The sequence below is a fragment of the Acetomicrobium hydrogeniformans ATCC BAA-1850 genome (genome assembly GCF_000160455.2).
GTDB classification, from domain to species: Bacteria; Synergistota; Synergistia; order Synergistales; family Acetomicrobiaceae; genus Acetomicrobium; species Acetomicrobium thermoterrenum.
The window spans coordinates 491,448-509,801 of the sequence record NZ_ACJX03000001.1; the positions used below are offsets into that span (position 1 = coordinate 491,448).

20 protein-coding genes and 1 other RNA gene are annotated in these 18,354 nt (G+C 45.7%); 4 read left to right on the plus strand and 17 right to left on the minus strand.

Annotated features, from left to right (window positions below; all coding sequences use genetic code 11):
• Window positions 1-41 precede the first annotated feature (41 nt).
• The 6 genes from panF to HMPREF1705_RS02430 are packed head-to-tail and all read right to left on the minus strand — an operon-like array spanning window position 42 to window position 5,342.
• A complete protein-coding gene (panF, locus tag HMPREF1705_RS02405) occupies window positions 42-1,496 on the minus strand; it encodes a sodium/pantothenate symporter (protein ID WP_009200294.1) in 1,455 nt (484 codons plus the stop codon).
• Between the two features lie 6 nt (window positions 1,497-1,502).
• Entirely contained in the window at window positions 1,503-1,817 is a 315-nt protein-coding gene (locus HMPREF1705_RS02410) for a YhdT family protein (protein ID WP_009200293.1), read from the minus strand.
• The gene (ilvD, locus tag HMPREF1705_RS02415; protein WP_009200292.1) at window positions 1,792-3,480 is read right to left on the minus strand and encodes a dihydroxy-acid dehydratase; all 1,689 of its coding nucleotides are present in this window, start codon (window positions 3,478-3,480) and stop codon (window positions 1,792-1,794) included. Before ilvD ends, HMPREF1705_RS02410 begins: the two co-directional genes overlap by 26 nt.
• Complete coding sequence (locus HMPREF1705_RS02420; RefSeq protein WP_009200291.1) at window positions 3,470-4,636, minus strand: aminotransferase; 1,167 nt, start codon at window positions 4,634-4,636, stop codon at window positions 3,470-3,472. The genes ilvD and HMPREF1705_RS02420 overlap by 11 nt, the downstream gene beginning before the upstream one ends.
• Before the next feature lie 8 nt (window positions 4,637-4,644).
• Complete coding sequence (locus HMPREF1705_RS02425) at window positions 4,645-5,115, minus strand: CRISPR-associated protein Cas4 (RefSeq protein ID WP_040347743.1); 471 nt, start codon at window positions 5,113-5,115, stop codon at window positions 4,645-4,647.
• The gene (locus HMPREF1705_RS02430) at window positions 5,091-5,342 is read right to left on the minus strand and encodes a PD-(D/E)XK nuclease family protein (RefSeq protein WP_009200289.1); all 252 of its coding nucleotides are present in this window, start codon (window positions 5,340-5,342) and stop codon (window positions 5,091-5,093) included. Before HMPREF1705_RS02430 ends, HMPREF1705_RS02425 begins: the two co-directional genes overlap by 25 nt.
• 73 nt (window positions 5,343-5,415) lie before the next feature.
• Here HMPREF1705_RS02430 and HMPREF1705_RS02435 point away from each other — a divergent pair, with 73 nt between their 5' ends.
• Genes HMPREF1705_RS02435 through HMPREF1705_RS02450 form a run of 4 tightly spaced genes read left to right on the plus strand, consistent with a single transcriptional unit; the run spans window position 5,416 to window position 7,899 of the window.
• Entirely contained in the window at window positions 5,416-5,832 is a 417-nt protein-coding gene (locus HMPREF1705_RS02435) for a PaaI family thioesterase (protein ID WP_009200288.1), read from the plus strand.
• Window positions 5,833-5,871: 39 nt separating this feature from the next.
• Window positions 5,872-6,387: a cob(I)yrinic acid a,c-diamide adenosyltransferase gene (locus HMPREF1705_RS02440; protein WP_009200287.1), complete on the plus strand. Its 516-nt coding sequence runs from the start codon at window positions 5,872-5,874 to the stop codon at window positions 6,385-6,387.
• 47 nt (window positions 6,388-6,434) lie between these two features.
• Complete coding sequence (locus HMPREF1705_RS02445; protein WP_009200286.1) at window positions 6,435-7,112, plus strand: GntR family transcriptional regulator; 678 nt, start codon at window positions 6,435-6,437, stop codon at window positions 7,110-7,112.
• A gap of 22 nt (window positions 7,113-7,134) precedes the next feature.
• Window positions 7,135-7,899 (plus strand): YdcF family protein, encoded by a 765-nt coding sequence (locus HMPREF1705_RS02450; RefSeq protein ID WP_009200285.1) that lies wholly within the window; start codon window positions 7,135-7,137, stop codon window positions 7,897-7,899.
• 16 nt (window positions 7,900-7,915) lie between these two features.
• On the opposite strand, the gene HMPREF1705_RS02455 is transcribed toward HMPREF1705_RS02450, so the two are convergent.
• The 11 genes from HMPREF1705_RS02455 to nuoE form a co-directional block, all read right to left on the minus strand.
• Entirely contained in the window at window positions 7,916-9,262 is a 1,347-nt protein-coding gene (locus HMPREF1705_RS02455) for a replication-associated recombination protein A (protein WP_009200284.1), read from the minus strand.
• Entirely contained in the window at window positions 9,259-10,233 is a 975-nt protein-coding gene (locus tag HMPREF1705_RS02460; RefSeq protein ID WP_111089629.1) for an HAD family hydrolase, read from the minus strand. The genes HMPREF1705_RS02455 and HMPREF1705_RS02460 overlap by 4 nt, the downstream gene beginning before the upstream one ends.
• Before the next feature lie 41 nt (window positions 10,234-10,274).
• A non-coding RNA gene (gene ssrS / locus HMPREF1705_RS10585) (6S RNA) lies at window positions 10,275-10,453 on the minus strand.
• 26 nt (window positions 10,454-10,479) lie between these two features.
• Entirely contained in the window at window positions 10,480-10,935 is a 456-nt protein-coding gene (locus HMPREF1705_RS02465; protein ID WP_009200282.1) for a hydrogenase maturation protease, read from the minus strand.
• Window positions 10,936-10,941: 6 nt separating this feature from the next.
• Complete coding sequence (locus HMPREF1705_RS02470; protein WP_040347741.1) at window positions 10,942-12,369, minus strand: Ni/Fe hydrogenase subunit alpha; 1,428 nt, start codon at window positions 12,367-12,369, stop codon at window positions 10,942-10,944.
• A 20-nt stretch (window positions 12,370-12,389) separates the two neighbouring features.
• Window positions 12,390-12,929, minus strand: a complete 540-nt coding sequence (locus HMPREF1705_RS02475) for an NADH-quinone oxidoreductase subunit B family protein (RefSeq protein ID WP_009200280.1) — start codon at window positions 12,927-12,929, stop codon at window positions 12,390-12,392.
• Window positions 12,930-12,950: 21 nt separating this feature from the next.
• A complete protein-coding gene (locus tag HMPREF1705_RS02480) occupies window positions 12,951-15,032 on the minus strand; it encodes a molybdopterin-dependent oxidoreductase (RefSeq protein WP_009200279.1) in 2,082 nt (693 codons plus the stop codon).
• 19 nt (window positions 15,033-15,051) lie between these two features.
• The gene (nuoF, locus tag HMPREF1705_RS02485) at window positions 15,052-16,845 is read right to left on the minus strand and encodes an NADH-quinone oxidoreductase subunit NuoF (protein WP_040347739.1); all 1,794 of its coding nucleotides are present in this window, start codon (window positions 16,843-16,845) and stop codon (window positions 15,052-15,054) included.
• 12 nt (window positions 16,846-16,857) lie between these two features.
• Window positions 16,858-17,229, minus strand: coding sequence for a (2Fe-2S) ferredoxin domain-containing protein (locus tag HMPREF1705_RS02490; RefSeq protein ID WP_009200277.1), 372 nt, complete (start codon window positions 17,227-17,229; stop codon window positions 16,858-16,860).
• On the minus strand, window positions 17,222-17,794 hold the full coding sequence (locus HMPREF1705_RS02495) for an ATP-binding protein (protein ID WP_009200276.1): 573 nt from the start codon (window positions 17,792-17,794) through the stop codon (window positions 17,222-17,224). The genes HMPREF1705_RS02490 and HMPREF1705_RS02495 overlap by 8 nt, the downstream gene beginning before the upstream one ends.
• Before the next feature lie 6 nt (window positions 17,795-17,800).
• On the minus strand, window positions 17,801-18,277 hold the full coding sequence (gene nuoE / locus HMPREF1705_RS02500) for an NADH-quinone oxidoreductase subunit NuoE (protein WP_040348316.1): 477 nt from the start codon (window positions 18,275-18,277) through the stop codon (window positions 17,801-17,803).
• Window positions 18,278-18,354 lie beyond the last annotated feature (77 nt).

Consider the following 18,354-nt stretch of genomic DNA (forward strand, 5'->3'; position numbering starts at 1 on the left):
TTGATAATAATACTAAACATAAAAATAAATGTCAATGAAGGTCATTCCCATACCCTCATTACTGCTTTAACCGATGGTTTAGAGAGATAACTGGCCACTATAAACACGACAAAAGTTACGACAAAAGTAGGCACGATGGGATGTAATCCGTGAAGCAAAAAGGCATATTTGCTCAATGCAATAAATAAGATTACGCCGGTTATCATGGAGGCCAGAGCTCCTGAAGCAGTTGCGCGTTTCCAATAAAGGCCCATCACAATCGGCCAAAAAAATACAGCCTCAAGCCCACCAAAGGCAAAAAGATTAATCCACACTATCAGACTTGGAGGCTTAAAGGCCACGAGAAACACCGTGACCCCTATAATAGTCGTAACTAAAAGGCTGATGCGCCTGATCTTTTTGTCGTCATATGCAGCGCCAGGATTAATATAACCAACGTACAGATCATTTATAATTGCTGCCGAGGCCAATATAAGTTGAGAATCTACTGTGGACATAATAGATGCCATGGGCCCCGCTAAAAAGATCCCGGCAAAAATCGGAGGAAGGACTTTGACCGTTAAAGTCGGTATAACGGAATCAACTGCTTCTATGTTGGGCAGTACGGCCCTCCCCAATGCGCCAGCCAGATGCATACCCAACATTAGAAAGCCGGTCACGAATGTGCCAATTACTATTGCCTTATGCATGGATTTGGAATCTTTATAACTGATACACCTAACAGCGGTGTGAGGTAAGCCAATTATTCCAAAGCACACCAATATCCAAAAAGATAAGATAAAGGGCTTTGTGATAAATCCGTCGACCCCGAAAGGCGTCAATAAATCCGGGTTTATCTCCATCAATTTGGCGCTTATGGCATTCATCCCGCCTGCTGCCTTTGTGATTCCAAACACCAACGCCAAAGTCCCCAACATCATGACAATGCCCTGAAAGGCATCTGTCAATACCACTGCCCTAAATCCTCCTATTACCGTATAAAATATTACGGTAATAGCAAATATAGTGAGACCTACCTCGTAAGGAAGGCCTATAGCCTCAAACAACCTGGCGCCTCCTATGAATTGTGCAACAATAGCTGCAGTGAAAAATAATAACAAACTGATTGATGCCATAATCACTATTGGTGTGCTTTCATATCTGGCTCTCAGGAAATCGTTAATTGTTATAGCATTAATCTTACGCGCAACAATGGCAAACTTCTTGCCCAAAAAGCCCAGAGTAAGGTATGCCGTTGGAACTTGAATCATCGCAAGCAACACCCAACCCAGCCCCATCTTATAGGCCATCCCCGGGCCACCCACAAAGCTACTTGCGCTAACATAGGAAGCAACCAACGTCATGGCAAGTACAAAGCCGCCCATTGAACGACTACCTATAAAGTATTCGCTAAGAAAGGACCCCTTTGTTTCCGACATTTTCCTGTTTGCAATATATCCAATCCCGCATATTATAATAAGATAAAGCGCTAATGTAATTGCAATATCGATATTCACGATTCCTCACCTTACCTTAAGGTCATTTCTCCCGTCCGTCTCGAGAGACATGTCGTGAAAGAAAAATTTAACCAAAAACCAGGAGGCGAAAGAAAAGACAATGAACCCTACGACACAACTCCAAAAAAACCAGCTTGGCAAACCCATAACGAACTTATAGCTAGATAGAGGTTTTGACCCCATGCCATAGGCGAACCCATACCACCAAACGAAGTAAAGCACGGTCAATATTATCGAGTATAGAGCCTCACTCTTGGCTGACTTATAACGCTTGTCTTCTCCGATATCTTCCAAATTAACAGTCTTCACAACCACCGCCATTCACCTCCAAAACTGCTCCTTTAGCTCCCGAAGTGACAAAAGCGCGGTACCGCTCCAAAAAGGGGCTGTCAAGCTTTCGAAGAAAAGGTTTCCATCCTTCTTTTCTCGAGTTTAACTCTTCTTCGCTAATATTAACATCAAGTTTACGAGCGGGAATGTCTATTATGACCTCGTCCCCCTCTCTGAGAAGTCCTATCGGCCCTCCGTCAGCTGCCTCAGGAGACACATGCCCAATGGAAGCTCCCCTTGTGGCCCCGCTGAAACGGCCGTCAGTAATGAGGGCAACATGTCTGTCCAATCCCATCCCTGCCAATGCGGAGGTTGGACCTAACATCTCTCTCATTCCCGGTCCTCCTTTGGGACCCTCATACCTTATGACCACTACATCACCTTTTTTTATTTGGCCGGAAAAGATAGCCTTTGTGGCCGCTTCTTCAGAGTCGAAAATCCTGGCAGGGCCTTTATGCTTCATCATTTCAGAAGAAACGGCGGATTGCTTTACGACCGCTCCGTCGGGTGCCAGGTTTCCGTGAAGGACGGCAATGCCGCCTTCCCGATGATGAGGCCTTTCTACGGGTCGAATAACCTCGTCATCAAGAACATAAGCATCCTTGAGATTATAAGCAACTGTATTTGTCGTTACGGTCATAGCGCTGCCGTCGATAAGACCTGCATCGGATAACCTTTTCATGACTGCCAAAACTCCTCCCGCAAAATACAAATCTTCAACGTGATCGCTGCCCCCGGGGCTCATGTTGCATAAATGAGGACACTTTTTGCTCATATCATCAAAGATGGAAAGGGGGAGATTCAGGCCTGCCGCCCAGGCAATGGCGGGTAGATGCAAAGTGGTATTGGTAGAACCCCCCAACGCCATATCGACAGCAATTGCGTTTAAGAATGAGGCCTTTGTCAGAATTTGCCGAGGCGTAATTTTCTTCTCGATTAGCTTCATAACCGCCCTTCCCGTCTCCTTTGCCAATCTAATTCTCTCGGAAAATACCGCCGGTATAGTCCCGTTGCCGGGCAAGGCAAGTCCTAAAGCCTCCATCATACAATTCATCGTATTAGCCGTAAACATTCCGGCACAGGACCCACAGGTAGGACAAGCAGATTTTTCAAGTTTAATCAGCTCGGCATCCGTCAGCGCTCCTGCTGCATGTTTTCCTACTGCTTCGAACATAGAAGAAAGATCTACGGTTTTTCCTCCGTCGACCTTTCCGGTGAGCATGGGGCCACCGCTCAAAACAACGGACGGAATATCCAAACGGGCAGCGGCCATAGCCATACCGGGCACTATCTTGTCGCAATTCGTCACCAACACAAGGGCATCGATCCCATGAGCTCTTGCCATTATTTCGACGGAATCCATTATATGTTCCCTGCTCGTCAGGGAGTATTTCATGCCTTCGTGATTCATCGCCAGCCCGTCGCAAACCCCTATAGCGGGAAACTCGAGAGGTAAACCACCAGCTGCATACACTCCAGCCTTAACGGCTTCGACTAACGTCCTCAAATGGACATGGCCGGGGATTATTGCATTATAGGCATTGACAACTCCTACCCATGGTCTTTCGATCTCCCACTTTTCATATCCTGCTGCCATTAAAAGCGACCTATGGGGCGCTCTGGAAACTCCCTTTTTTACCGTATCACTTCGCATTATTCATTTCTCCTTCCACTTTTCTCAAAAAAATAGACAAACACTTAAGTCCTTCTTGCAATACTTCGCTGGAGCAAGCATAACCTATCCTTGCCCAACCGTTAAATTCCGGGCCAAAGGCACTCCCCGGCACCAAAAAGGCACCTGTCTCAGCCAACAATCCTTCGCAAAAATCACTTGATGAAATGCCATAGTCGCTAAAATTGAGAAAAGCTGTCGTTCCCGCCTTCGGCGGGATCCAACCAACCTTTTTTTCATCGGCAACCCACGAAGACAAGATCTTAAAATTTTTCCGCACGATCTTCAAATTCCTCTCCAAAAGTCGATCCCTGTTCTTCAAAGCTATAAGCGCAAGGTATTCATCAACGAGTCCACAGCTTATGGTCATGTAATCTCGATGGGAAAAACATTGTTTTATAACCTCTGGAGACCCAACTATCCAGCCCAACCTCAATCCGGCAAGAGAAAACACCTTAGACATGCTTCCGGTACTAATCCCCTTTTCGTATAAATCGACTATTGAAGGGGTCTTAAAACTTGCTTCGTGCTCCAAACCCCTATAGACTTCGTCGCACAAAATATAAGCATCGTATCTTTTCGCTATATCCACTATGCGCTTTAAAAAATCACCGTCCATTAAGGCGCCAGTGGGGTTATTCGGATTATTTAGGCAGATCATCTTAAGATTTTTGGCGGTTTTAGCCACTACCTCAAGCTCATTTAGATCGGGCAAGAAATTGTTTTCCGGACGTAGAGGCAAAAGATAAACGGATGCTCCAAATGACTTTGGAACGCTATATAACTGTTGGTATGTGGGATAGACAGATACGACACCATCGCCGGGATTTACGAGTGAAAATTGCGTCAAAAAATTTGCTCCTATTCCGCCCTGTGTGATCAAGACATTGTCTTCATCCATACTGTTATATAGCGAAGCAATGGCCCTTCGTAATTCGCCCGAACCGGGTATTTCCCCATAAGTAAGTTTAATTCCCGCAATATCCCTCATTGCTCCAGCCGGATCTTGCAATAAATTCAGAAGCTCTTCCACTTTGAGCGATTCCACACAAGTTTCGGCAATATTGTACTTGGCTTTAGTCTCGTACCGGTTCATCCACTCCTCAACACCGAAGGGTTCAATATACAACTCGATCATCCCTTTCTTTAGTCCTGTTGTTTACAGATAAAACGATAAGCACATTTATAACACCTTCCGTCCCCTTCTTCCAGCGGGGGAGGAGGAAAATCTTTAGAGAGCACATCTAAAGCTTCATCTGCAATTTGCATCAAATAGCCTTTCGTCCTCTTATTCCAGCGTATTTTGAACTTTTTCCCTCGATATTGCAATAGCCCGTAGGGTACTTTGAAACCTGCCTCTTCCAGCAGGAAGCAATAACATAAAAGTTGTAATCTGTGGCTTTCCATTGGTTCATCGTAGTTTGAGCTTTTATACTCTATCGGTATGTGCCAGGGGCCTTTTTTTATTACCGCATCGGGCCTGCCCGTAAAAATTTGCCCCTTCCACAATTTCGAATCGATGCTTAAGGGAATTTCCCTCATCCACCAAACGTAAATACCCAATATGCAGATTGCAGCGATTGCAATGCCAGCTATTTCAACATCAAATACAAACAAAGCAAGACACCTCCAACAGCGATGAGAAAAAAGGCAGCCCTCCAGACGCTACTCCAAAAACCTTTAAGCTTTTCCAGGAAGCCAAACCATCTATGGGCCCTTTGCCCCTTTTGAAGGGCTTTTCCGCCACCGTTGCCCTGAGGGGTAAAACCATGGGCCCTATACCATGCCGCACGGGGGCAATATACGTATTGTGCTAGTAATGATGCGCTTATTCTATCTTTCATGTAAGTTTAAAACCCCCTAAAATAAAGAGTATTATTTACCTGTAATCGATGTTACCACAAAGGGGGATTGAAAATGAGCCTTGTAAAACTACAGGGAACGCCATCGTGTCTTGTTTGTGGAAACGAAAATAATAATCCTCGAAGTCTCGGACTAAACATCTTCTGGGACAATGAATCAAGGTGCACATCTATAAGTTTCATTCCCGACGAAAGCTGGTGTGGTTACGAAGGAATAGTTCACGGCGGACTGCTTGCAGCTATTATAGACGATGCCATGGCATGGTCAATAAAAGCGTCGGACGATGACATCTATGTTACTGGAAAACTAACCATATCCTTTAGAAGGGCGGTGCGCTCCGGGGAAAAATACGTGGCCCAAGGTTTCCTTGAAAGAAAGGAGGGCAGAAGAGCTTATACTTCTGCCGTTATCAAGGATGAAGAAGGAAACACTTGCGTCGAAGGCGAGGCCGTTTTCATACGTGCAAAATGAAAAAAGGAATAAAATTTTCATCTCAAAGGGGGGCCAGCGTTGGAGATTAAAATAACGACCAAGACAGGAGATCAAGGCATGACCAGCCTTGGTAATGGCAAAAGAGTTCCCAAGGATCATCCAAGGGTCGAGTTATACGGAACCTTAGATGAATGTCAGGCACACATCGGAATGGCGCGTGCTACCTGCAAAAACGAAGAAATAAAGGATACGCTCTTGCGATTGGAAAGGGATTTAAGCCGCTTTATGGGTTACTTGGCTTTATTTCCTGACTTAAGCGCTCCCGATGTCATTTGGCTGGAAGAAATTATTTCAAAGGTATTACGTTCTATTTCGAAGGACAAACCAAGCTTTGTATTGCCCGGCGAATCCATATCGGAAGCAGCTCTCCATACAGCACGCACAGTGGCCAGAAGAGCAGAAAGGATAGCTGTAAAGTTATTGAGAAACAAAGAAATAGAGGAAAACGCCTATGTTTTTATCAATAGGTTATCTGATGCGTTATATGCCTTAGCATTGTGGACGAACAACGATTTACAAAATAGGGAGAATTAAGTATACTTTGTAAAAAATAAATACAACCATTAAGGAGGAAAAGCTATATGACAAGTAATCCGCTTACTCCCGCTGAAAGTACCGATTTAAGACAAATAGTTTATAACAAGATAAGGGACGCAATAATAATGGGAATCATCAAACCGGGAGAAAAACTCTCCGAGACCGAATTGGCACAAACTTTAGCGGTATCCAGAACCCCAATACGAGAGGCCATAAGACAGCTGGCTCAAACCGGAATTGTAAGGCTCGTCCCGAGAAAGGGAGCTTTTGTTACCCTTCCCACGGAAAAAGACGTAAACGACCTTTACGAAGTAAGGATCGCTCTGGAAACTATAGCTGTAAAAAGGATTTGTAAGAAGGGACCGAAGGAGGAATTACTCCGCTTTAGAGAATACTTCGCCTCTGTTGATCATAGCACCGACCCCAACGCTTTTTTGTTACAAGACACAGCCTTTCATTCCTTCCTGCGCAACTCATGCGATAATAGATTTCTAAACCAATTTTTAATGGAGACGTATGATCTAATTCAGCTTTATAGACACTATTCCATAAAGGGTGTAGACCTTAAGGAATCATCAATGGAACATGTCAGGTTAATAGATGCCATATTGGAAAAAGACGAAGAAAGGGCCATTAGGTTGTTGCAAAATCATTTGGAAGGTGCCCGGGATGCTCTCTTGGCCTTTCTAAAAGATGCCTTACCCGCCAGCGAAGCGGATTAGCATTGAATAATGCGGAAATGCTATGCTTTTTACACTTTATAAAATTATAGGTTCCTTCGCCGTACCTCCAGGAATATTGGTCTTGCTATTGTTTATCGCCTCTTTATTGGCCTTTAAGAGGCCTAGAAAGGTTTTTCTCGGATGCCTTTTGCTTTTGATTGCCCTTAGTTTTTATCTTTTAAGCACGCCTATTACCTCCAGAATTGTACTTGGCAAATTGGAGAATATGGTTGCGCCTTCTCTGCCTGCAGATAAAGCTGCGATCGTGGTGCTTGGTGGAGGGCAGCGCAGGACCTCGGACCCCGATAAAGCGGAAGTATCGCCACATACATTAATGCGCCTCTTCGGAGGCATAGAGTTGGCCCTGAAGTTCAATTGGCCAATTTTACTGTGTGGCGGATCCTATTCGCAGGAAGTGCCTGAGGCAATGACGATGGCAAAAAAGGTTAAGGAGCTTTTCCCGGATTTACCGATCTACGAAGAATCGCAATCTAGAACGACTTGGGAAAATATAAAAAATGCCTCGTCCATTTTGAGGTCTTTGGAACTTAAACATGCGGTCCTAGTCACGCACGGATATCATATGCCTCGGGCACATTTAATCGCCCAGGGGTTGGCTCCCGAAATTAACTGGCACCCCTTTCCCGTGGGCAAAATGGCAGATAATGCTCCATTGTCGATTATAGACTTCTTGCCCGGCGCTTCGAGCTTGCATATCAATAGCTTGGCCTTAAAAGAGCATGTTGGAATAATAGCTTATCGAATTAAGCTATTTATTGAACGATGATTAAAGGTAAATCGGTCTAATTTCGATCGTTATCGTTTTTATTGGAATATCTCTTCCATAATTTCTGCAATCTCTTGGAAATGTTCCATTCGTGACCTACATTGCCCGGAAAATAAAAACGCTTTGGAACAGTCATGTATTTTTGGGGGACCCAATGTCTCGGGTCGTCGTGGGGATACACATATCCTTCGCCATGGGATTTAAGATGGAGTGGGACTTCTTGGATTTCGCCCTTTTCTATAGCGTTTAAAGCAGAATCGATGGCCTTATAAGAACTGTTGCTCTTCTCGGCGCAGGCAAGATAGATTGCACATTCAGACAATATAATCCTCGCCTCGGGCAGTCCGACATGATCCACCGCACTAGCCGCAGCTTCTGCCAACACCAATGCAAATGGGTTTGCCAACCCAACATCCTCGGCAGCAAATATAAGCATCCTCCTAGCTATAAATCTGATATCCTCTCCGCCGGCCACCATCCTGGCAAGCCAGTAAACGGCTGCATCGGGGTCGGAACCTCTCATGCTTTTTATAAAGGCTGAAATGATATCATAATGCTTGTCCGAGGACTTGTCGTATATTTGCAAGGACTTTGGCGCCAATTGAACAACATCTTCCAGTGTTACCCTCTTTTTCCCCGAAGCTACAGATGCCAAAACGACCGACTCCAATCGCAGAAGCGCTTGCCTCGCATCGCCACCAGCAGCGCGGGAAATGAAGGTAACAGCTTGTTCGTCTACTACTACGTCAAACATCCCCAAACCCTTTTCTTTATCCCTAAGGGCCCTAAATAAAATGTGCTCGATGTCTCCTGGAGCAAGAGGCTTAAGCTCGAATACGATCGCCCTCGAAAGAAGGGTCTTGTTTATTTCAAAATAAGGATTTTCAGTAGTAGTGCCCACTAAAATCAAATCTCCCCTCTCAACTGAAGGGAGCAGGGCATTTTGTTGTTGTTTGTTGAAATGATAAATTTCATCAATAAAAACTATTGCCGATTTTCCTGTACTTCTTTTTAAATTTCTCGCTGTATCAACCACATCCCGCAGTTGAGCTACTTTAGCAGTTACGGCATTAATTTCGAACAATTTTCTTCCCGTTACGGAAGCCATTGCCCTTACTAACGTCGTTTTTCCGCTTCCGGGAGGACCGTAGAGGATACAGCTTGGCACCTGTCCGGCCTCAAGCAATCGTCTAAGCGGCTTATCCTTCCCTAGAAGGTGTTCCTGACCGACAAAATCCTCTAATTTGGCAGGACGCATCCTTTCTGCCAGAGGAATCTCTAATCCTTGCTCCCTGCTGCCTTTACTTTCCTCGATAATATTGTCGGCGTAATTTTCAAATAGATCTTTTTGCATTTGACTCATCGGGACAACAACTCCTCGATGAAGGAAATGCTTTCCGACATCCCGCATGGCAAATCCAGAACTTCCCCATCGCTCACAACCTTAGCCAGAGGAAAACGCTTTATGAGAAAATCACTTACAACCTTATCCAAGGGCTCCCAAAGATATTTGGGGTCGATGTAAGGGCTATTTCGCCAACGATCAGCCTCAAGCCTAACCTCATTGTCTATACAAAAGGAGCCTACTCCCATCGCCGCCAACTTGGCAAGGATTTCAAAAGCGTCATCTCCCACAAGTTTTACCGTCAACCCAAAAGCCCTTTCGAGCCATTTAAAACCCCTCTTACGTACGACAGGCTGGTATTCCCATGGTATCAAAGGTTGCGGATTCCCCAGTGCGTAAAATAAATCTATAACTTCGTTATATGCTACATCTGCCCAGTTACTCCATTCTTCGTTGGCTCGTCTAACGAGAACAGCCCTCATACATGCACGTCTAGCGCCCACAATATCATACAGAAAATCTCCTATAACGACACATTGATACCACGGTATCTCGAGAAGCTCTGAAGCTTTTATAAAAACTTGCGGGTCCGGCTTCAATAGGCCGTCATCTCTGGTAATTACGATCGGGGGGAGTTTAATGGAAGCCCTTTTGGCTGCCATGGCGACGCACTTTTTGGTGTTTCGGCTCACTACAGCCCAGGGAATATCATTTTTTTCAAGCCATGATATCAATTCTAAAGCCCCTAAAACCGGTTTGGCTTTTTCAGCGCCCTCAACTTCTATCTTTTCTATTGCCTCATAAAGCGCGTCTCTTTCTGTCGCAGGAAGCCTTACCGCTTCTTCTAAAATCATAACCCTTTTACCCCCAAAAAAGCGATCATATATGGGAGTAAAATCCAGTTTCGTTTCAGCCAGAACCCCATCCCAATCGAGTATAAAACCTCTTTGATTAGCCGGATGCCAGTAGGGACCGCTAAAAGCCTGCAAATTACCAGCTCCCAAAAATGATATTAAAAATAAAATATTAGAAAAACCCCGCAATGCCGTGCCAAGAAGGCCTTGACCCGATCCTCACCTATTGGTGAGGCCTCCCCGTCCTTAGCCTTGGTGACCCTTTAAGGTCTCCTCAGCCGGACAGGAGTCAGCCTCGATCGGATTTAGTGTTGGCTCAAGGCTCTTCGGCATAGCACGAACACCGCAGGGTTTTTGTACCTATATTATAGCACAAAATATTCAACAGAAATTATCTGTAAAATACTTTTTAAAACCATCCAATGCTTTGTTAAATCTACCCATACATATACAGCTTAATGATTCACCAAAATCGAAGTCAACACCGGAAACAGATACCATGACCATTTTGGGCATATCAATCCCCATCTGTGCAGCCAAATGCTTTATCCATCCGGGAGTGCAGGTGTGAAGGTTAAGTCCATCGATATCGGCGGAGGAGGTAACTTCGGCTATATTGTAACCGTCGGGATATTGATCCACAGATGCATCGATGAAGATGGCGAGATCCTTTCCTTCCAATTCAAGCGTTACCTCAGGAAGCAACTGATGCCCAATCCAAGTAGTTGCTTCATGTCCATTTTCGCGTAGCCATTCAGCAATGGCAAGTGCTCCCCTATGCCCTACGCCATCATCCTTCCTGAAGGAATTACCATAGCCCAATACGATCACGTTCATCGGCAATTAGCCCCTCACGACCTCTTTAATTACCTCCCCAGAGGATGACATCAACTCTAATTTTAACGGCATCTTGCCCACAGCGTGAGTGGAACAGGATAAGCAGGGATCGTAAGCACGGATAACATGCTCCAATCTGTTAAACACACCCTCCGGTATATCTCTGCCCTTGATGAATTTCTTGGCCACCGCTTCGACGCCTTTATTCATGGCATAGTTGTTATGGCCAGTCGCTACTATCAAGTTGACCTTCGTGATAACTCCGCTCTCGTTAACCCAATAATGGTGAATAAGGGTCCCCCTGGGAGCCTCTATAACTCCTACCCCCTCCGGGTTCATTTCCTTAGATGTAACCCTGAGATCACTAGATGTAATCTCGGGGTCAGAAAGCAACTGCTCGATACGCTCTATGCCGTAAAGGGCCTCTATCAATCTAGCATAGTGGTAGTAAAGCGTATAGGGAACTATGCCATCGTCAGTTATTTGCTTGTATAGCGCGTACTCCTTAGAAGCCTGTGGCGTATCGATATTATCAGCGGCATTTAACCTGGCAAGGGGACCAACCCTATAGGAACCGTGTGGAAATCCCAAGGATTTATAGAAAGGAAATTTCAAATAGCTCCATGGTTCAACGTGCTCTCCTATATATTTAAGATAATCCTTTGGATCGAATTCATCCAAAATCCTTCCTCTTGGCGCTTTAATCCGAATGTTCCCGTCGTAAAGCTCGAGATTGCCGTCTCGAACCAGGCCCATATAGGCAGTTTCTACAGTTGCAAACTCCTTAGCCTCTTCCTTACCTTCTTCCAGATAACCCTTAATCAACTTAATCGCTTCCAGCGCTATTGATTTCATTTCGGGAATTTGAGCGGCTATATTATCCCGCTCCTGAGGCGTCAGGCTCCTGTTTACACCGCCGGGAATGCTGTGCCAGGGGTGAACTTTTTTGCCACCCAAAGTTTTTATTATTTCCTGACCAAACTTGCGAAGCAATATCCCCTTTTTCGCAAGTTCCGGATAGCGTTCCGCCAAACCGACCACATTTCTTATCTTTACAGGAGCATCAAAACCTAGCAAAATATCGGGGCTAGACAAATGAAAGAAACTCAGGGCGTGGGATTGAACAATTTGCCCCATATGCATGAGCTCCCTTAACTTGTGGGCTGCAGGCGTAATGGTAACACCTAAAATATCGTCGCATGCTTTAGCGGATGCCAAATGATGCGATACAGGGCAGATGCCGCAAATTCGCGGAGTTATCACCGGCATCTCCCTGAAATCCCTTCCTTTGGTAAAGACTTCAAACCCTCTATACTGGGTTACATGAAACCTGGCTTCTTTCACCTCCCCAGCCTCATCAAGCATTACAGTTATCTTCCCGTGTCCTTCAATCCTTGTTACCGGATTAATCTCTAATTTGTAGACCTCAGTCATGGCCATTTCCTCCCCTTCCTCTAATCGTAACGCATCATTTCCGAGGGAACTTTAGGAACACGCCCTGCTAACAGCTCTTTGAAGACGTAGTATATAGTATCTGCATCAGGCGGACATCCGGGCACGTAAACGTCGACCTTCACCTCATAATCTAAAGGTAATGCCCTTGGAAGCAATTCGGGGATATCCTCGTTAGGTATTATTCCTTCAGGATTAACGGTGCTGGCAGTGTCGATATAGCCCTCTTTTAAAACCCTATCCTTCGGTATAAAATTGCGCATACAATTAATGCCGCCGAATACAGCGCAATCTCCCCATGCAACCAAATACTTACATCTTTCTCTCATTTTCCTGGCTATCTCTAATTCCTCAACGTTACCCAAACCGCCGGATAGCACTCCTACATCTATATCGGGAATGTCCTTTGCGTCTACTATAGGAGAATAAAGTATTTCTACGTTTTTGAACAAATCGACCAATCTTTCATCTATGTCAAGGAAAGACATATGACATCCTGCGCACGCTTCTAACCAATATGTCGCAACTTTTGCCTTAGCCATGGAACTTCACCTCCCAAAAAACTAATTTAATGGAATTATGCGAGCCTCGCTGGCCCGAGCTTGCGATTTAAAAACCTCTTCGCAAGGAGACGTTTCCGGCTTCCCAAGCTTCACGCCCAGCTTCTTTGCAAATTCATCCATCACATAATGCAGCCCCTTTAGATCGCCTTTTGGAGGAACGATTGTATTAAGCTTTCTGCGCTCTCCCTCGATGGTGCAGTAATGACCGCTTCTTTCGTACCACGCAGGTGCTGGCAGAAGTATGTCTGCAAGGTTGACCAAGGGCCTAACTTTAAAAGGAGTTTGGACCACAACAAATCGCGTTGCAGAAATGGCAGCCAAAATTTCTTCCTCCTCGGGAACCATGCCCGTGGAAAAGACGTACATGAAATCCCTTTTTTCTTTGGTAACCCAAGGATCCTCGCTTACTACGGTGTTTCGAGCTCCCAAGCTGTTGGCACTCACCAACAACGGCACCACCCCTAAACCGTCCTCGTAGAAAGACTTCGATGCTATTGCGAGATTGCAGGCTGCGGTAACTAATTCGTGCGATTTCGTTGCCCTGCCTCCAACTACGAAGACGGGTTTCTTAGACGATATAAGCATCAGGGCAACCTCTTCGGCAATCTTCGGATCAAGCCCCATGGCTCTGGCACTTTCTTCTATAGATTCCCTGTAGGACGATAAAGCAGATTCGGCTCCGCTTTCATATTCGCCAAAACCGGCCATTTCAGACGGTCCAGCACTGATCTTGCTGATTATTTCGGCCAAATTTGAGAGGGCCTTTGGAAGCGCCTGTCCCTCGGGCAATTGAACATCCAAATCGACCAAACCGGGGAATTGTGATGCTCCAAAGGAAATATTCAGCAATTTTGCATTCTTGTGCAGGCAAGCAACTCGGATGTAACTTGCAACCACGGGAGCCTCCTTCTGAGGGTCGGCGAACATTGTAACAACAAGATCGCTATCTAAGATGTGATGCGCTGCGGTAAATGGCCTTACACCCTGGTCTTTGAAGGGCATGAATCCCTTGATAAAACCACGGATCACGTCTCCGTCAAAGGAATCGGTATACTTCATCTTCAATGCATCCTTAAAAAGGGTGGAAAAGAGCGTCAACTCCTCGTCCGTACACAGGCTTGAAAGGATCGCTCCGGCTTTCTCCTCTTTATACGCCTTTTTAAACTCTGACGCCGCCAGCTCTAATGCCTCTTCCCATGTTGCCTCACGGTATGTGGCACCCTCTCTTATCAACGGCGTTGTAACCCTTTCCCGTTCCGTCGATTCGGGCAACCACCAACGACCCATGTGACAAAGCTGCCCGCCGTCCGGTTCATCTTGAGCGGTACCTTCAACTCTGACTATGCTGCCCGTGCGGACATAAGTCTTTATCTTGCAACCAACGGCACATAAAGGGCAGACGCTGTCCACCATGGCATCGCAATCGCTACGCCTTCCCCTGTAGGCAAAATCTCTGATAGTGATGGTGCCGGTCGGGCAAGATTGAGCACAGGCTCCACAATTTACGCAGGTGTCGCTTTCCGCCAACCTGTTTCCCAGATCCGCTATAACTTTTGCTTGCCAGCCTCGACGCTCGAGGTCCAAAGCGTGGGCACCAACGATTTCAGAACAAGTCCTGATGCATCTTTGACACAGTATGCAACGGTTATGGTCCATCATCAAATCCGCATCGGTAGCATCTACTTCGAAATCGGAATAAAGGTAGGGAAATCTCACCGAATCCATTTCATGTTCAATGGCCAGTCGCTGCAATTCACAATCGCCACTTTGCGAGCAGAACATACAAAAATGATTTCTTCCTGCAAACAGAAGTTCGAGAACCTGGCGCCTATAGTCTTTTAGCTTTTCGTTTTTCGTAATGACAACCATGCCCTCTTGAGCAGGCGTAGTGCAAGATGGCAACATTTTGGGATTGCCCTCAAGCTGAACTACGCACATCCTGCAGGCTCCTATAGGTGTTAAACCTTTTTGGAAGCATAGGGTGGGAATATAGACGTCGTTCTTGTTAGCGACATCCAATATCGTATCCCCCTGTACTCCCTTACATTCCTTCCCATCTATGATCAAAGTTATCTCTTTCATGCCAATCCTCCTCCGCCGGCTATACTTTTGCGATAACGCCAAATGGGCAGACCTGCATGCAAGTCCCACATTTGATGCATTTCTCTTGATCTATGAAATAAGGAGTCTGTCTATCACCGCTAATGCATTTGACAGGGCAATTTCTGGCACATAAACCGCACTTTCGACATTTATCGGGATCTACCACGTACTTGATCAATGCCGGACAGACCTTGGCGGGGCAACGTTTTTCCTCTATGTGAGCAAGGTATTCGTCCCGGAAATAGCGAATCGTAGTTATTACAGGGTTGGGAGCTGTTTGCCCTAATCCGCACAGTGAAGTTTCTTTGACCATGTAGGCCAGCTCTTCAAGTTTGCTCAAATCCTCCAACGTTCCCTCACCTTTGCAAATCTTCTCAAGCATTAACAACATTTGCTTCGTGCCCTCTCTACAAGGAACGCATTTTCCGCAGGATTCCCGTTGGGTAAACTCCAGGAAAAACCTGGCCACATCGACCATACAGGTATCTTCGTCCATTACCACCAAACCGCCCGATCCCATGATGGCTCCGGCACCGGTCAAGGATTCATAATCTATGGGCAGATCGAGATGTTCTTTAGTCAAACAACCTCCGGAGGGACCTCCAATCTGAACTGCTTTAAACTCTTTTCCGTTCAGGATACCGCCACCCAACTCGTATATGATCTCTTTAATGGTTATACCCATGGGAACTTCTATCAAACCGGTGTTAGTTATTTTACCAGTTAGGGCAAATATCTTGGTTCCCTTAGATTTTTCCGTCCCCATCGAGGCAAACCAATCTGCGCCGTTCAAGATAATTTTGGGGACGTTTGCCCAGGTTTCCACATTGTTTATATTTGTAGGCTTGCCCCACAAACCATGTTGCGCCGGAAACGGCGGCCTTGGCCGAGGCATGCCCCTACGACCTTCGATCGAAGCCATTAAAGCGGTTTCTTCACCGCAGACGAAAGCTCCTGCTCCTTCCTTTAAATGCAGATGAAAGGAAAAATTGGTGCCCATTATGTTATCTCCGAGCAACCCCATCTCCTCGGCCTGAGCAATTGCTATTTTAAGTCTTTTAATGGCAAGGGGATACTCGGCACGACAATAGATATAACCTTCATCAGCACCAATAGCATATGCCCCTAGCGCCATACCTTCTATTACAGAGTGGGGGTCTCCCTCTAAAGTTGACCGGTCCATAAAAGCACCCGGGTCACCCTCGTCGGCATTGCATATGACATATTTTTTATTCCCAGGGGCTTTGCGAGCAAATTCCCACTTCAACCCAGTAGGAAACCCTGCGCCACCCCTGCCTCTCAAACCGGATTTTTTCACTTCATCCAAAACTTCCTCCGGCGTCATTTCCAGGAGAGCCTTCCCCAGGGCTATATAACCATCGCGAGCTATATATTCCTCTATTTTTTCCGGATCTATATAACCACAGTTGCTGAGCACTATGCGATGCTGCTTGCTGTAAAAAGGTATATCTCTATAATACGGAACTTTTTCCATATCTTGGGGCACTGTATAGAGCAACCTTTGAACGATTCGCCCCTTATAGAGATGCTCTTCCACTATTTCGGGCACATCTTCAGGCATTACTCTGCAGTAAAAGGCCCCCTCGGGATAAACGACGACCACGGGCCCCATTTCGCACATACCGTGACAACCCGTCTCTACCAACATCACTTCCCTGTCTAAGCCCTTTTTGACAAGTTCGTCCTTGAAGGCCTTCATTACGCTTGGAGCGCCACTGGCAGTACAGCCTGTTCCCCTGCAAACCAACACATGAGCACGATAAATAGCCATGATCAACTCCCCCTAATCCGTTCTGCCGATAACTTTTTCCCAAACTATATTGCCATTAATCATATGTTCAGCAATAATTCGGGATACGTCTTCGGGTTTTATGTTTCCGTATGTAACCCTTGGCTCGCCCGGCCTGATTATGTCAACCAGCGGTTCGTATTGGCACATGCCTATACAGCCGGTTGTCTCGACGGCTACGTCTTTGATACCGCGTTTGTCAAGCTCGGTTAAGATAGCAGTGAGGACCTCCCTTGCTCCTGCTGCTATTCCGCAAGTGCCCATGCCCACTATTATCTTCTTTTTGCCGCCCGATCGCGCCGAAGTCAGGTCTTTCGATTCTTCTTTAATTTTCCTCAGATCGTCAAGATTTTTGATCTTAGGCAATGTCTTCGCCTCCTTTTTTCTGATTCAATAAATCTATATTTTCCTGAATGTAATCCTTAATCCACAAAACTACCTTGGGAGATTTTAACAATTCTCTATCGCCAAGATGTTCGAGCAAATCATCAAGGTCAAGCATGAAAGAATTTCCGTCAACGTTATACCTAAAGATCCAACGACATTCGGGCCATCCCATGATCAATGTAGCTATAGTGGCCGCAACATCCCCCAATGGCGGGCAATCTATGTGGTCCTTTCTAAAGCCGGCTTCGATTACGGTACCTTCTCCCCTTTTTGATTTGATATCAAAGAAGCCCTCGCAAGTCGAAGCTGCCTGCTTTAAAAAGGGAATCCCAAGCCCAACCTTTCGTTCTTTTCTCGTAGTTGTAAAAGGATCTTCTACTTTGCGCAAAAATTCCTCGTCCATACCGCATCCGTCATCGGACACCCTTAAAACAATCGATTTGTTCCTATTGTCGATCGTAAGCTCAATTAAGACCTTCTTAGCCTTTGCCTTTGCGGAATTTTCGGCGATATCAAGGATATATTGAGAAAGATCCTCCAGCATGGAAGCTTATTCGTACCGATCCAAAATAGACTGTATCTTATCGGGAGTCATGCGCCCGTGCGTATCCTCGTCCACCATCATGACAGGAGCAAGACCGCATGCCCCAAGGCAAGCCACAGGTTCCAGGGTAAAGCGCAAGTCTTCAGTTGTTTCGTTCTCATCTATCCCCAATGTTTGTTTGATTTTTTCCAAAATCTGCAAACTTCCCCTTACATGACAAGCGGTTCCGCGGCAAACGCGAATTATATGACGCCCCCTGGGTTTTAAATGAAATTGGGCATAAAATGTCGCTACTCCGTAAATCTCGGCTTTTGGCATCTTCAACTCCCTAGATATCGTGAGCAACGCATCTTCAGGCAGATAACCGAATTCCCGCTGAACTTCCTGCAATATGGGAATCAAACCACCCTGTTTACCCTTCCACGGAGCCACTATTTCTTTAGTCTTTTCAACAACATCCACAGTGCCTAATGCCACGATCATCACCACCATTGTATATATTTTTTAAAATCATTTCTCTCCACTTTGTGATGGATATCATATTCCCAAAAAAGAGTCAA

Bases quoted from the DNA above. Each gene is read 5' to 3' on its own strand.
- HMPREF1705_RS02450 (WP_009200285.1), top strand. From the start codon at position 7,135: ATGCTTTTTACACTTTATAAAATTATAGGTTCCTTCGCCGTACCTCCA.
- HMPREF1705_RS02480 (WP_009200279.1), bottom strand. From the start codon at position 15,032: ATGAAAGAGATAACTTTGATCATAGATGGGAAGGAATGTAAGGGAGTA.
- HMPREF1705_RS02470 (WP_040347741.1), bottom strand. From the start codon at position 12,369: ATGACTGAGGTCTACAAATTAGAGATTAATCCGGTAACAAGGATTGAA.
- HMPREF1705_RS02410 (WP_009200293.1), bottom strand. From the start codon at position 1,817: ATGGCGGTGGTTGTGAAGACTGTTAATTTGGAAGATATCGGAGAAGAC.
- HMPREF1705_RS02495 (WP_009200276.1), bottom strand. From the start codon at position 17,794: ATGCTGGAGGATCTTTCTCAATATATCCTTGATATCGCCGAAAATTCC.
- HMPREF1705_RS02445 (WP_009200286.1), top strand. From the start codon at position 6,435: ATGACAAGTAATCCGCTTACTCCCGCTGAAAGTACCGATTTAAGACAA.
- HMPREF1705_RS02465 (WP_009200282.1), bottom strand. From the start codon at position 10,935: ATGAACGTGATCGTATTGGGCTATGGTAATTCCTTCAGGAAGGATGAT.
- nuoE (WP_040348316.1), bottom strand. From the start codon at position 18,277: ATGATCGTGGCATTAGGCACTGTGGATGTTGTTGAAAAGACTAAAGAA.
- HMPREF1705_RS02475 (WP_009200280.1), bottom strand. From the start codon at position 12,929: ATGGCTAAGGCAAAAGTTGCGACATATTGGTTAGAAGCGTGCGCAGGA.
- nuoF (WP_040347739.1), bottom strand. From the start codon at position 16,845: ATGGCTATTTATCGTGCTCATGTGTTGGTTTGCAGGGGAACAGGCTGT.
- HMPREF1705_RS02435 (WP_009200288.1), top strand. From the start codon at position 5,416: ATGAGCCTTGTAAAACTACAGGGAACGCCATCGTGTCTTGTTTGTGGA.
- HMPREF1705_RS02455 (WP_009200284.1), bottom strand. From the start codon at position 9,262: ATGAGTCAAATGCAAAAAGATCTATTTGAAAATTACGCCGACAATATT.
- HMPREF1705_RS02430 (WP_009200289.1), bottom strand. From the start codon at position 5,342: ATGAAAGATAGAATAAGCGCATCATTACTAGCACAATACGTATATTGC.
- ilvD (WP_009200292.1), bottom strand. From the start codon at position 3,480: ATGCGAAGTGATACGGTAAAAAAGGGAGTTTCCAGAGCGCCCCATAGG.
- HMPREF1705_RS02420 (WP_009200291.1), bottom strand. From the start codon at position 4,636: ATGATCGAGTTGTATATTGAACCCTTCGGTGTTGAGGAGTGGATGAAC.